This window comes from Stenotrophomonas capsici, from assembly GCF_034961085.1.
GTDB classification, from domain to species: Bacteria; Pseudomonadota; Gammaproteobacteria; order Xanthomonadales; family Xanthomonadaceae; genus Stenotrophomonas; species Stenotrophomonas capsici.
Genome location: NZ_JAYFUH010000085.1, coordinates 148922 through 162093 on the forward strand (window position 1 = coordinate 148922; position 13172 = coordinate 162093).

Sequence of the window (13172 nt, forward strand, 5' to 3'; positions counted from 1 at the left end):
GAGCGGTCCAGCGCGATCAGAACGTGACGTTCAGTGCCAGCGTGGCTGAGCGGCCCGGGGCGATGCTGGCGTAGTGCGAAGCATACGCCTTGGTGAAGTACACCTTGTCGCTCAGGTTCTGTACGTTCAACTGCAGGCTGATGTTCTCCTGGATGGCGTAGCTGGCCATCGCGTCCCAGCGGGTGTAGCTGGGGATCCACTTGAGGTTGGCAGCGTCACCGTACTGCTTGTCCGAATAGGTGGCACCGGCGCCGAGGGTCAGGCCGAACGGGAAGCTGTAGGTCGTCCACAGGTTGGCGCTGTGCTTGGCGGTGTTCGGGAACTGGTTGCCGTTGTTCGGCGACGGGATCCACACGCCCGGTGCCGGGCAGCCGGTGCGGCTGGAGACCGAGCAGGTGAAGCCATTGTCCTTCAGCTCCGAATCCAGGTAGGTGTAGCCGCCGTAGATGCTCCACGCGTCGGTCAGCTGGCCGGTGAAGCCCAGCTCGAAGCCGTCGATGACCTTCTTGCCTGCGTTCTGGGTGGTGCCGTTGTCGATCACCACGCGCGCGTTGTTCAGCTCGGTGTGGAAGAGGGCGGCGGTCAGGTTCAGACGGTTGTCGAACAGGTCCCACTTGGTGCCCAGTTCGAGGTTCTTGGTCTCCTGTGGCTTCAGGTCGGCGTTGGCGGCATTGATGCCGTCCGAGCCGTCACCACCGTCCATGCCCGGCGGGGTCGAGGAGGTGCCGTAGGACAGGTAGATGCTGCCGTTGGAGACCGGCTTGAACACGACGCCGGCCTGGTAGTTCACGAAGTCGTTGTCGTTGTTGAACACCGTGGGGGCCTTGCCGAGCACCGGGGTGACCTGTTCGGTGGAGTAGTCGTCGTAACGCAGGCCCAGGTTGACCGACCACTGCGCGTTGAACTCGATGGTGTCGAACGCGTAGACCGACTTGGTCTTGGTGGTCTGGCGGACGTCCAGTGCCTTGTTGCTGCGGTAGACGATCTGGTTGGCCGACCACGGGTCGTTCGGGTTGGGGTTGTTGAAGTCGGTGCAGTTGTAGCCGGTGGCCGGACCGGTGGTCGGGCAGGCGGTGCTGCCGGTGAGCGGATTGTTGGTGCCCGGCGTCATCTGGTAGGTGCCGCGGGTCATCTTCTCGTCGCTGTACTCCACGCCGGTGCTGTAGCTGTGCTTGAGCGAGCCGGTGGTGAAGCTGCCGGTCAGGCTCAACTGGTCGGTGAAGTTCTTCAGGTCGACGGCGCGGGCGTTGGTACGGCGCCACAGGGTGCCGTACAGGTTCGGGTTGCCCTTGCTGTCGTCCGGCTGGGTCCACAGGTAGTCGTTGCTGGTGTTGCCCAGGCGCGCGATGTTGCGCAGCTTGTGGTCGCCGAAGTCGTAGCTGGCGTCGATGGTGCTGATATCGGCGCGGGTGCGCTGGAAATCGCGGTCCTTCAGGCCGTAGTAGTTGTTGCGGTCCGGTACCAGCGGGCTGCCGTCGCCGTTCTTGGCGACGTTCGGGCCGCTGCTGAAGGGGTTGCTGTACGGGAAGCCGCCGGCATCGGGCAGGTCGTCGGTTTCCATGTGGTAGTGGCCCACGATCAGCTGCGCCGGGCTGTTCAGGCCGAACGCGATCGACGGCGCAATGCCCCAGCGATCGACGTTGGCGGCGTCACGGCCAGCAATGTCGGACTGGTGCTTCATCAGGTTCAGGCGGGCAGCGATGCCGTCACCGAGCACGTAGTTGCTGTCCACGGTGCCGCGCGCGTAGCTGTCGGTGCCCGCGCCCATGCTGACGCTGGTCTCGTTCTTCAGCTTCGGGGTCTTGCTGACCAGGTTGAGGCTGCCACCACCGGAATCACGGCCGCCGTAGGCCGAGCTCGGGCCCTTGACCACTTCCACCTGCTCAAGGTCGAAGATCTCGCGGGTCTGCGAGCCGACGTCGCGCAGGCCGTCGACGAAGATGTTGCTCTGCGAGTCGAAGCCACGGATGAAGGGGCGGTCGCCGGTCGGATTGCCGCCTTCGCCGGCACCGAAGGTGATGCCCGGAACCATGCGCAGGGCATCCTGCAGGCTGGTCGCGCCGGTTTGCTGGATCAGCTTCTCCGAGACGATGGACACGGACTTCGGGGTGTCGAGCAGGTCAGCGGTGAACTTCGGCGAAGAAGGGGCGAACCAGCTGCCGCGGACCTGCACCTTGTCCAGGTCGGTGGCCTTGCGCGGGTCGGCGCTATTGTCGGCGCTGTCGGCGGCGTGGGCAGCCAACGGGGCGATGGCGATCAGGAGGGCGGACGTCAGCGGAGTGCGAGCAGGGTTCATTGCAAAGACTCTGTGGGTAGGCGAAAGGATGGCGACGGCAGGGAGCCGGCGCGGAAAGCGGAAACGGGGGATCAGGCAGACGCGTGGCCGGCGACAGCCGGAACCGGCGTGGATACGGGCTCAGGCCCGCGGAGGGGCGTGGCCGCGATTGATCAGCAGGTAGGGCGCACGCGGATAGCGATGTGCGCTTTCCAGTGCCTGGCGCAGGCGGGTATCGGTCGCTGCGTTCAGGAACGTGCGGCTGGGCGGTGCCGGCAGGGGCCGGAGCGGCAGGCTGCCGGTGGACGCGGGGCGTGGCCGCGCGCTGCGCAGGCTTTCGGCCCCGGACTCGGAAATGGCGGCCATGTCCGGCAGGTCGCCGGGCTGGCCACCGCCGGGGAGGGCACTGACCAGGTCGACGGACGCGCTGGGTGCCAACGCGCCGGGCGCGGCCACGGCATGGCCGAGCATCGCCCAGGCGATCAGCAGGCCCAGTGCCAGCATCAGCCACGGCTGGCGCTGCCGCAGCTGGGCGGCGAATCGCTGAATGGCCATGGCGCTGGAAGCGGGCATCGAAGACAGGCGTGTTAAGAAATCATTGCAGGACGCAATGGATGCGCATCTTATTGAGAATTGTTTGCGTTATCAATATTGAGTGGGCCGGCCGGGCCATGACGCCAGGCGAATCACCCGGGCAGGCGCTGCCCGGCCGGTAGGCCAAAGGGGGAGTGGGGAAGGGGGCGCGGCAAGCAGCCGACGGCCGCCAGCCGCGTGCTGGCCCCCGCGTCAGGGGCCGGCGGCCAGACGGCCGTTGCCCGGTGCCCTGTCGGGCGAGCGGCCTCCGCCGTGTCGGCGGGTGAGGCCTGCGGGCTCAGTCGCGGTCGTCGCGCGACCAGATGCCGCCGTGTTCGCGCTTGACCGGGAACTTGGGCACCGGGGAATAGGCCGGCGCGCACAGGGCGCGGCCATCGCGGATGTCGAAGCGGGCTCCGTGCAGGATGCACTCGATGCTGCCCTCGGCCGCGTCGATCACGCCGGAGGACAGTTCGAACTCCTCATGGCTGCACTGGTCTTCCAGGGCGTACAGCTCGCCATCGAGGTTGAAGACGACCAGCGGGGTACCGGTGACCTCGTCGAAGGCGGTCTTCATTTCCCCGGGCAGCAGTTCCTCGCTGGCGCAGATGAAGGTCCAGGTCTCGCTCATGCCGCCGCTCCCAGCGGCTTCTCCAGCACTTCGAACTGCAGGTCATCGCGCTTGGGCAGGCCGTAGCGGGCATCGCCGTAGGGGAAGGGCTTCTTGATGCCGGTGCGGACGTAACCGCGGCGTTCGTAGAAGGCGATCAGTTCGTCGCGGCAGTCGATCACCGTCATCTGCATGGTCGGCAGCTGCCACTGTTCGGCGGCAAAGCGCTCGGCGTACTGCATCACCTGCTTGCCGACGCCGCCGCCCTGCGCCTTGGGGTTGACCGCGAACATGCCGAAATAGCCGTGGCCGTTCTCATCGGCGACATGGCAGCAGGCCATCAGCTGGCCGTCCTGTTCGGCCAGCAGGACCACGCTGCGCGCGCGGTTGATGTCGGCCAGGATGCCGTCGGCGTCCACGCGCTGGCCATCGAGCAGGTCGGCCTCGGTGGTCCAGCCGACGCGGGAGGCATCGCCACGGTAGGCGGAAGTCACCAGTTCAATCAGGGCCGGGATGTCGGCGGCGGTCGCGGTGCGGAAGGTCAGCTCGTTCATCGGCACATTCTAGTGCGCGCGAGGCGAAGGGGAAGCGGCGGTGCACGGCGCGGCCGGGAAGGAGGCGGCGCGTGGCCGGGGTGTCCGGAGACAGCGCCGCGCGTGGCTCGGCACTACCGCATTGCGCCCTCCCTTTCGCGCGGCGAAGGGGGAGGGCTTTCGCGGCCGCTCCTGGCCTCAGCCCAGCAGGGTGCGGACCTTCTTCAGGGCCACCATGAACGACTCGATCTCGTCATGCGTGTTGTAGAAGGCCAGCGAGGCGCGGCAGGTGGCGGCGACGCCGTAGTACTGCAGCAGCGGGTGCGCGCAATGCTGGCCCGAACGCACGGCCACGCCCTGCAGGTCGAGCAGGGTGGCCAGGTCGTGCGAATGCGCGCCTTCGACCAGGAACGACACCACCGCCGCCTTGTGCGGCGTGGTGCCGAAGATGCGCACGCCGTCGATGCGTTGCAGCTCCTCGGTGAAATGCGCCAGCAGCGCCTGCTCGCGGTCGGCGATGTGGTCGCGGCCAAGCGCGTCGAGGTAGTCCACCGCCACGCCCAGGCCGATGAAGCCGGCGATGTTCGGCGTGCCGGCCTCGAACTTGTGCGGGGCATCGTTGAACACGGTGCCGTCGAAGCTGACTTCCTTGATCATCTCGCCACCGCCCAGGAACGGCGGCATTTCCTGCAGCAGCTCGCGGCGTGCCCACAGTGCGCCGGTGCCGGTCGGGCCGCACATCTTGTGCCCGGTGATGGCGTAGAAATCGCAGCCGATGGCCTGCACGTCCACGCGCAGGTGCGGGGCGGCCTGCGAGCCATCCACCACGGTGACGATGCCGCGCCGGCGTGCCTCGCGGCAGATCTCGCGCACCGGGTTGATGGTGCCCAGCACGTTGGAGACGTGGGTCACCGCCAGCAGCTTCACCTCGGGGGTCATCGCCGCGTGCAGGGCATCCAGGTCCAGCGAACCGTCGGGCAGGATTTCGGCCACGCGGAGGGTCGCGCCGGTACGCTGCGCCACCAACTGCCACGGCACGATGTTGGCGTGGTGTTCCATGCGCGAGACCAGGATCACGTCACCGGTCTTCAGGCGCGGCAAGGCCCACGAGTAGGCCACCAGGTTGATCGCGAAGGTGGTGCCGCTGCACAGCACCAGCTCGTCGCTGCGCACGTTGAGGAAGCGCGCCAGCTTGGCGCGCGCGCCTTCGTACGCTTCGGTGGCTTCGGTGCCCAGCGCGTGCACGGCGCGGCTGACGTTGGCGTTGTAGCGGCGGTAGAACTCATCCACCGCGCCGATCACCTGTAGCGGCTTCTGCGCGGTGTTGGCGTTGTCGAAATACACCAGCGGCTTGCCGTTGACTTCACGCATCAGCAGCGGGAAATCGGCGCGCACGCGGTCCCAGTCCGGAGCGGTGGCCGAAGGGTGGATCGGACGCGGGGAGGAAAGGTTCATGCCATGCCAGCCTGTTGCAGTGCCTGGTCCAGGTGCCGGGCCAGCTTCTCGGTGAGGATGCCATCGACCGCGGCGAGCGGCTCGTGGCAGAACGCCGCGCTGAGCATGGCGCGGGCCTGCTCGGCCGGCACGCCACGGGTGCGCAGGTAGAACAGCGCATTGGCGTCGAGCTGGCCCACGGTGGCGCCATGCGCGGCCTTGACCTCGTCGGCGTCGATCACCAGCGTCGGCTGGGTATCGATCTCGGCGTCGGCGGACAGCAGCAGGTTCTTGTTGGACAGGTTGGCATCGGTGCCATCGGCGCCTTCGCGGATGTTGATGCCGCCATGGAACACCACGCGGCTGCGGTTGGCGGCCACGCCGCGCCAGACCAGCTCGGCGCTGGTGTCGCGGGCGATGTGGTCGATGCCCAGGCGGGTGTCGATGTGGCGACGGCCATTGCCCAGCAGCACGCCGTTGGCGACCAGCCTGGCGTTGTCACCTTCCAGGCGCACGTTGAGCTCATGGCGGGTCAGCGCCGCGCCCAGTTCCAGGTCGATGCGACGGTACTGCGCGTCGCGCGCAAGTACGGCGTCGGTGCGCAGCAGGTGGGTGTCGCGGCTGCTGCCGGCCTGCACGCGGGCGTGCGCCAGCTGGGCATCCTGGGCCAGGTGGACGTGGACCAGGGTGTTGTCGAAGTTGGCGCTGTCGCCGTCGTGCAGGTGATGCTCGACCAGCCTGAGCGAGGCCCCTCGACGCAGTTCCACCAGGTGCCGGTGGTGCCACACGCGGTCGCTGCCGTCGCCGGTGCTGATGAACACCAGGTGCAGCGGGGTATCGCTGTGGACGCCGTTGGCCACCTGCACCAGCACGCCTTCATCGGCGAGCGCGGCGTTGAGCTGGGCGAAGATCTCCTCGGCGCGGTCGAAGCGGCGGCCAAGGAAGCGGACGGCTTCCGGCTCCTGCTGCTTCACCGCCGACAGGGTGCGCACCTGCACGCCCGCATCCACGCCTTCCAGGTCGCTCAGGTCGCTGCTGGGGCGGCCGTTGACGAACACCAGGCGGGGGGTGGGGATGTAGGCCACCTGCGCGGCATCGATAGCCGGTGCCCGCAGCGGAGCAGCGCTGAAGCTGCGGCGTTCGAACTGGCGCAGCGAGGTGTACTTCCAGGCCTCGCTGCGCGCGGCCGGCAGGCCGGTCTTCAGCGCGGCCTCGAGCAGTTCGGCGCGTTCGTTGCTGCCGCAGAAGCCGGCGGCCAGGGAATCCAGCAGGACGCTCATTACTTGGCCGCCTCGCGCACCACGCGGTCCTTCAGGAAGTCGTAGCCGTGTGCTTCCAGCTCCAGCGCCAGTTCCGGGCCACCGCTCTTGACGATGCGGCCGTTGGCCAGCACGTGCACCACGTCCGGCTTGATGTAGTCGAGCAGGCGCTGGTAGTGGGTGATGACCAAGAACGAACGCTCCGGCGAACGCAACGCGTTGACGCCGTCGGCCACGCTCTTGAGCGCGTCGATGTCCAGGCCCGAGTCGGTCTCGTCCAGGATCGCCAGCTTCGGCTCCAGCACGGCCAGCTGGAAGATCTCGTTGCGCTTCTTCTCGCCACCGGAGAAGCCTTCGTTGACGCCCCGGTGCAGCAACTCGTCCTTCAGGTGCAGCACGGCCAGCTTCTGCCGGACCAGCTTCAGGAACTGCATCGAGTCGAGCTCTTCCTCGCCGCGCGCCTTGCGCTGTGCATTGAGCGCGGCACGCAGGAAGTAGGTGTTGTTCACGCCGGGGATTTCCACCGGGTACTGGAAGGCCAGGAACAGGCCGGCGGCGGCGCGCGCTTCCGGTTCCAGCTCCAGCAGGTCGCTGCCTTCGAACTGCACGCTGCCTTCGGTGACCTCGTAGCCATCGCGGCCGGACAGCACGTTGCCCAGCGTGGACTTGCCGGCGCCGTTCGGGCCCATGATGGCGTGGACTTCACCGGGCTTCACGTCCAGCGACAGGCCCTTGAGGATTTCCTTGTCGCCGATGCTTGCGTGGAGGTTTTCGATCTTCAACATGAGGGTGCGGTCTTCAAATTTGAATGTGGGGCGGGGCGATCAGAGCTCGCCTTCGGCGCGATCAAGGAAGGTGGCGCGCAGCCACTGGGTGCGCTGCCGGGTGAGCTCGGCCTTGTTGGCCGAATACAGCATCGGGTACATCGAGCCATACAGGACGCGCGGGTTCTCGTCCTTGCCCACCGGGTAGCGTGCGTCGATGTCGGCATCACGCAGCTGGATCCACAGGCGTTGGGCGCTGCGCAGCTTGTCGATGGCCACCGGCTGGCCCTGCAGCTTCTGCATCACCTGCCGGTACACGGCGTTGAGCTCGGCATCGCTGGTGTCGGCTTCACGCGCGGCGCATTCGTTGATGTCCAGCTGGGTGCGGGCATCGTCGCAGGCCTTGCCCGGCGAGGCGGCCGAGGCCGCCACCGGCAGCAATGCCAGCAGGAGCAGGGGCAGGCGGCTCATCCGACCGAGCCTTCCAGCGACACTTCCAGCAGCTTCTTGGCTTCCACCGCGAATTCCATCGGCAGTTCCTTGAACACCTGCTTGCAGAAGCCGTCGACGATCATCGACACCGCGTTCTCCTGGTCGATGCCGCGCGCGCGGCAATAGAACAGCTGGTCATCGGAGATCTTGGAGGTGGTGGCCTCGTGCTCGACGGTGGCGCTGGGGTTCTTAACCTCGATGTAGGGGAAGGTGTGCGCGCCGCACTTCTTGCCGATCAGCAGCGAGTCGCACTGGGTGTAGTTGCGCGCGCCCTCGGCGTTACGGTCCACCTTGACCAGGCCGCGGTAGGTGTTCTGGCCGCGCCCGGCGCTGATGCCCTTGGAGACGATCTTGCTCTTGGTGCGCTTGCCGAAGTGGATCATCTTAGTGCCGGTGTCGGCCTGCTGGCGGTGGTGGGTGAGCGCCACCGAGTGGAACTCGCCCACCGAGTCGTCGCCCAGCAGCACGCAGGACGGGTACTTCCAGGTGATGGCCGAACCGGTCTCCACCTGGGTCCAGGTCACCTTGGAGCGCGCGCCGCGGCATTCGGCACGCTTGGTGACGAAGTTGTAGATGCCGCCCACGCCGTTCTCGTCGCCCGGGTACCAGTTTTGCACCGTGGAGTACTTGATCTCGGCGTCTTCCAGCGCCACCAGCTCGACCACCGCGGCGTGCAACTGGTTCTCATCGCGCATCGGTGCGGTGCAGCCTTCCAGGTAGGACACGTAGGCCTTGTCCTCGCAGATGATCAGCGTGCGCTCGAACTGGCCGGTGTTGTTGGCGTTGATGCGGAAGTAGGTGCTCAGTTCCATCGGCGAGCGCACGCCCTTGGGCACGAACACGAAGCTGCCGTCGGAGAACACCGCCGAGTTGAGCGCGGCGAAGTAGTTGTCGCCGACCGGCACCACCGAGCCCAGGTACTTCCGGACCAGCTCGGGGTGCTCGCGGATGGCCTCGGAGATCGAGCAGAAGATCACGCCCTTCTCGGCCAGTTCCTTGCGGAAGGTGGTGCCGACGGAGACCGAGTCGAACACCGCATCGACGGCGACACCGGCCAGCTTGGCGCGTTCGTGCAGCGGCACTCCCAGCTTGTCGTAGGTGTCCAGCAGTTCCTTCGGCACCTCGTCCAGCGACTTGTACTTCGGGCCCTTGGGCGCGGAGTAATAGCTCAGCGCCTGCAGGTCGATCGGGCCGATCTGCAGCTTGGCCCAGTCCGGCTGGCGCAGGGTGAGGAAGTGACGGTAGGCATCCAGGCGCCACTGGGTCATCCATTCCGGCTCTTCCTTCTTGGCCGAGAGGGCGCGGATGACGTCCTCGTTCAGGCCCGGCAGGAACGAATCGGATTCGATGTCCGTGACGAAACCGGCGTCGTACTTGCGACCCAGCTGTTCGTGGATTTCACGGTTCGGAGTGTCGGCGATGCCGACGTTTTCAATGGTCTCGGTGGCCATGGGGCTGCCTACGGTGGTTCAGGAGACGACGTCGGCGGTGATCCGTCGACGGTCGGCAAGCGGTAAGGGATGCAGCATCTGGGCCAGGGTGACGGCGCGCAGGGCGTCGCTGACGACATCGTTGATCAGCCGCCAGTTCGAGCGCACGCCGCACTGGCTGGCGATGCCGCAATGGCTCTGGCCCTGGCTGCATTCGGTGATCGCCAGCGGGCCTTCCATCGCCTCGACGACCTCGATCAGGGTGATTTCGCTGGCCGGACGGGTCAGCCGGTAGCCGCCACGCACGCCGCGCAGGCCTTCCACCAGCCCGGCCTGGGCCAGGGGCTTGAGCAGCTTGCTGACGGTGGGCGGTTCCAGACCGGCGGCCTCGGCCAGCTCGGTCGCGCTCAGCACTTCGTCCGGCCGTGCGGCGAGCACGGTCATGACGACGGTGGCGTAATCGGTGAGCTTGGTGACGCGGAGCATCTCGGCAGGTGGGTTCAAAGCGGACCAAAATTGTACGCTTTGTCGCCGGTCGAGTCCAAGCGCCCTGTTCAGGCAGGGGCGGGGCAGGTGACGGCGGTGGCTGCCGTGGCCGGCGGCGGGTACCGGCACCGGGACGTGATCGCCGGGCGGGGCGGTGTCCGCGGAGGGGCGCGATGGCCCGGCCCCGGTCCGGCGCGTACTTGGGTCATTGGCGCAGATGGGAGAGAATCTGCGCCTCTCATTCGTTTCCGGTCATTTACATGCCCAAGAAGATCCAGGCGCGCAAATCCAGCATCCATGGCAACGGCGTGTTCGCCGTGGCCGACATCAAGCAGGGCGAGCGCGTCATCGAGTACAAGGGCAAGCGCCGGACCCATGCCGAGGTGGATGCCGATGACACCGGCGACGTCGAGAGCGGGCATACCTTCCTGTTCACGCTGAACGAGGACTACGTCATCGACGCCAACCACAAGGGCAACGATGCGCGCTGGATCAACCACAGCTGCGACCCGAACTGCGAGGCGATGATCGAGGAAGCCGAGGGCGACGACCGCACCGCCGACAAGGTGTTCATCGAAGCCGTCCGCGACATCAAGCCGGGCGAGGAGCTGACCTACAACTACGGCATCACCTTGGCCGAGCGCCACACCGCGCGCCTGAAGAAGATCTGGGAATGCCGCTGCGGCTCGCCCAAGTGCACCGGCACGATGCTGCAGCCCAAGCGCTGATCCGCACATCGATTGGGTGAATGAAGGGGCCGCCTGCGCGGCCCTTTCCCGTTGTGGCGTGGGCCGGGAGGGAATGCTGGCGGCGGGGGCGCACAAACGCGGAAGGCCGCTTTCGCGGCCTTCCTGCCTGCATGCAGGAGGGGCTTACTTGCCCAGCAGGCCCTGCGGCACCAGGTTGCCCAGGCCCTGGTTGAAGGTCACCGCGATGCGGCCGTTCTCGATGCCGACCGACTGTACCTGCAAGGCGCCCATCACCCGCGCGATGGTCGGGTCGATCTTGTAGATCGGTTCGCGGCGGGCGTAATCGGCCAGCCAACTGTTGAGCAGGCTGCGGGTGCTGGAATCCAGTTCGCCACCGGCCATGGCCGGGTTGAAGCGGTCGACGGTCGGCTGGTCCAGGTGGAAGCCCTGCGTCTGCGCGTCGTAGCGCAGGCCGCTGCTGATCTGCACCTTGCCGACCGGCATCGAGGTGCCACCGGCGGCCATGGCCAAGGCGAAGCCCAGGTCCAGGCGGTTGCCCTGCGGCAGGGTCAGGTGCGGCTCGCTGACGGTCAGCGCCAACAGGCCGCCGAGCGCCTTCTGCGTGCGCGGGAAGCTGCCGTCCAGATAGTCCTGCACGTCGCTGGCGCCCACGGTCAACTGCCGTCCGTTGACCTGCGGCGCGGCGTGGGCGGTGGTGGCCAGGGCCATGCAGGCGACGGCGGACAGGAGCAGGTGGCGCAGGTTCATGGGGTCAACTCGTGAGGGGACGGTGATGGGTGAGCACGATACCCGCTGCAGGTGAATACCTGGTTAGCGGCTTTTACTGCAATTCCACTTGTACGGACGCCGAGCTCAGTTCCCAGCCCGCGCCGTCGATGGTGCGGCGGACCCGGTACCAGCCCTTGTAGCGCAGCGGTGCCCCGTCCTTGGTCATGCGCAGGTCGACGGGGATTTCCAGAGCGCGATGTGGCGCTTCGCGATCCAGTGGCACGGCGGCGCGGGTGAGGATGCGCAATGACCCGGCATCAACCAGCATGCTGCGCAGGGCGGCATCATCGGGCTGCGGTGCCGGCTGGCCACCGGCCCACATGCGGTCGGCATTGGCACGGTCGGTCATCAGCAACTCCAGGTAGCGGTGCACGGTCATCTCCGGGGTGGTCTGCTCACCGCGCGAGGTGTCCGGGTCGGCCTGCCGCGCCGGGGCAGGTGCGGCGTCGATGGCGGTGGTTGCGTGCGCGGTGGTGCCGGTGTCGGTCGCGGAGGTGGTCGGGATGCTGCTGTCAGGATCATCGGTGGGCGTGCGCTGGCAGGAGCAGCCGGCCGTCAGCAGGACCAGGATCAACAGCGGAAAACCACGCATCGGCGCACCCTCTGCAAAAAGTGGAGGCCAGTCTACGTGCTGCCGTTCAGGAGCTGCCAGCCATTCAACCGGGCTGCTGCAGCTTTTCCAGCTTCAACAGCAGTTGGTCCAGTTCCGGCTGCAGGTTCTCCAGGGCGTTGCCGTGCCGGCCCGAAGCGGCCGACAAGCTGTGCAGCAGGCCGGTTGCGACCACCAGCGATGCGTCGTCGTTGGAGGGCAGGCGGCGTTGGCGCTGGGCCTGCTCGAACTGCTTCATCCAGCTGTAGGTGGTGCGCTGGTCGAACTCCAGCGTGCAGCGCCCGGTGCACTGCTGGCCATCGGTTTCGATGGGAGTGACGGTGATGCGATAGCGGTGCGTGTTGCTGGACATGATGGCGTGGGGGTAGGGGGATGGCCCCACCATAGGCCCGCCATCGGGGTGTTGCGAGGCGCCGGACCATGACGCTGTGTTCCAGTGTGCCCGGGTACGGCGTGGATGGAACGCAGTGGTCCGCCTACGCGCCATGGGCGCCCCCAAAAAGAAACGGGACGGCTTTCGCCGTCCCGTCCGGTTCGCCACAAGGGGCGCGCTGATCAGAGCGCGGCGTCCTTGAGCTTCTTGAGCGGACGAACCTTCAGCTTGGTGGTGGCCGGCTTGGCGGCGAACCACTGCTCTTCCTTGGTGAACGGGTTGATGCCCTTGCGCTTCGGCTTGGCCGGAACGTTCACGGTGCTGATCTTCAGCAGGCCCGGCAGGGTGAAGGAGCCAGCGCCCTTCTTGTTGACCGAGGCGGCAACGGCGCCTTCCAGGGCGGCGAACACAGCGCGCACGTCCTTGGCAGCGACGGAGGTGGCTTCGGCGATGTGGGCAACCAGACCCGACTTGGTCAGAGCTTCCTTGATCGGCTTCACTGCGGCCGGCTTGGCGGCAGCCTTGGTGGCGACTTTCTTCACTGCCTTCTTCGGGGCAGCCTTTTTAGCGGTCTTTGCCATGATTTCCTGTTCCGTGAACGGTTGGTTGTTTGGTCGTGCCGACCCCGTCGGCAAGCGAAATGTAGGGCATGAATTGCATGCCGCCAATAGGCAATCGACAAAAAAGCCCATAAAAATTGCTTCTGGCCGGTTTGTGCATGCTTCCACATGCCAAAACACAGGGGAAAACAGCATCGATAGGGATACAGTGCGGCGTCACCCGGCATGTCCACGGCAGGCCAGGTGATCGGCGACGCACCGCACAATGCGCTAACGAACGCTGTCTTAGGCTGGG

General features: G+C 66.7%; 15 protein-coding genes. 1 reads left to right on the forward strand and 14 read right to left on the reverse strand.

What is annotated here, in order from left to right; all coding sequences use genetic code 11:
• Window positions 1–16: 16 nt before the first annotated feature.
• From VA603_RS07980 to VA603_RS08025, 10 genes are all read right to left on the reverse strand, one after another.
• Window positions 17–2296: a TonB-dependent receptor gene (locus tag VA603_RS07980; protein ID WP_323438459.1), complete on the reverse strand. Its 2280-nt coding sequence runs from the start codon at window positions 2294–2296 to the stop codon at window positions 17–19.
• Window positions 2297–2416: 120 nt separating this feature from the next.
• On the reverse strand, window positions 2417–2830 hold the full coding sequence (locus tag VA603_RS07985; protein ID WP_132864714.1) for a hypothetical protein: 414 nt from the start codon (window positions 2828–2830) through the stop codon (window positions 2417–2419).
• 316 nt (window positions 2831–3146) lie between these two features.
• Window positions 3147–3479 (reverse strand): non-heme iron oxygenase ferredoxin subunit, encoded by a 333-nt coding sequence (locus VA603_RS07990; RefSeq protein ID WP_323438460.1) that lies wholly within the window; start codon window positions 3477–3479, stop codon window positions 3147–3149.
• Window positions 3476–4012, reverse strand: a complete 537-nt coding sequence (locus VA603_RS07995) for a GNAT family N-acetyltransferase (protein WP_132864712.1) — start codon at window positions 4010–4012, stop codon at window positions 3476–3478. The genes VA603_RS07990 and VA603_RS07995 overlap by 4 nt, the downstream gene beginning before the upstream one ends.
• Before the next feature lie 177 nt (window positions 4013–4189).
• Window positions 4190–5446: a cysteine desulfurase gene (locus VA603_RS08000; protein WP_132864711.1), complete on the reverse strand. Its 1257-nt coding sequence runs from the start codon at window positions 5444–5446 to the stop codon at window positions 4190–4192.
• A complete protein-coding gene (sufD, locus tag VA603_RS08005; protein ID WP_323438461.1) occupies window positions 5443–6705 on the reverse strand; it encodes a Fe-S cluster assembly protein SufD in 1263 nt (420 codons plus the stop codon). The genes VA603_RS08000 and sufD overlap by 4 nt, the downstream gene beginning before the upstream one ends.
• Complete coding sequence (gene sufC / locus VA603_RS08010; RefSeq protein ID WP_132864709.1) at window positions 6705–7469, reverse strand: Fe-S cluster assembly ATPase SufC; 765 nt, start codon at window positions 7467–7469, stop codon at window positions 6705–6707. The genes sufD and sufC overlap by 1 nt, the downstream gene beginning before the upstream one ends.
• A 39-nt stretch (window positions 7470–7508) precedes the next feature.
• Window positions 7509–7919 carry a lysozyme inhibitor LprI family protein gene (locus VA603_RS08015; protein ID WP_132864708.1) on the reverse strand — a complete coding sequence of 137 codons (411 nt, stop codon included), beginning with the start codon at window positions 7917–7919 and terminating at the stop codon, window positions 7509–7511.
• The gene (gene sufB, locus VA603_RS08020) at window positions 7916–9391 is read right to left on the reverse strand and encodes a Fe-S cluster assembly protein SufB (RefSeq protein WP_323438462.1); all 1476 of its coding nucleotides are present in this window, start codon (window positions 9389–9391) and stop codon (window positions 7916–7918) included. Before sufB ends, VA603_RS08015 begins: the two co-directional genes overlap by 4 nt.
• 18 nt (window positions 9392–9409) lie before the next feature.
• Window positions 9410–9856: an SUF system Fe-S cluster assembly regulator gene (locus VA603_RS08025; protein ID WP_132864706.1), complete on the reverse strand. Its 447-nt coding sequence runs from the start codon at window positions 9854–9856 to the stop codon at window positions 9410–9412.
• Window positions 9857–10116: 260 nt separating this feature from the next.
• Here VA603_RS08025 and VA603_RS08030 point away from each other — a divergent pair, with 260 nt between their 5' ends.
• Window positions 10117–10584 carry an SET domain-containing protein gene (locus VA603_RS08030; RefSeq protein ID WP_132864705.1) on the forward strand — a complete coding sequence of 156 codons (468 nt, stop codon included), beginning with the start codon at window positions 10117–10119 and terminating at the stop codon, window positions 10582–10584.
• Window positions 10585–10728: 144 nt separating this feature from the next.
• On the opposite strand, the gene VA603_RS08035 is transcribed toward VA603_RS08030, so the two are convergent.
• The 4 genes from VA603_RS08035 to VA603_RS08050 form a co-directional block, all read right to left on the reverse strand.
• Window positions 10729–11313: a YceB family lipoprotein gene (locus tag VA603_RS08035; protein ID WP_132864704.1), complete on the reverse strand. Its 585-nt coding sequence runs from the start codon at window positions 11311–11313 to the stop codon at window positions 10729–10731.
• 73 nt (window positions 11314–11386) lie between these two features.
• A complete protein-coding gene (locus tag VA603_RS08040; RefSeq protein ID WP_132864703.1) occupies window positions 11387–11926 on the reverse strand; it encodes a hypothetical protein in 540 nt (179 codons plus the stop codon).
• A 64-nt stretch (window positions 11927–11990) separates the two neighbouring features.
• A complete protein-coding gene (locus VA603_RS08045; RefSeq protein WP_323438463.1) occupies window positions 11991–12296 on the reverse strand; it encodes a DUF3861 family protein in 306 nt (101 codons plus the stop codon).
• 203 nt (window positions 12297–12499) lie between these two features.
• A complete protein-coding gene (locus tag VA603_RS08050) occupies window positions 12500–12898 on the reverse strand; it encodes an HU family DNA-binding protein (RefSeq protein ID WP_132864701.1) in 399 nt (132 codons plus the stop codon).
• Window positions 12899–13172 lie beyond the last annotated feature (274 nt).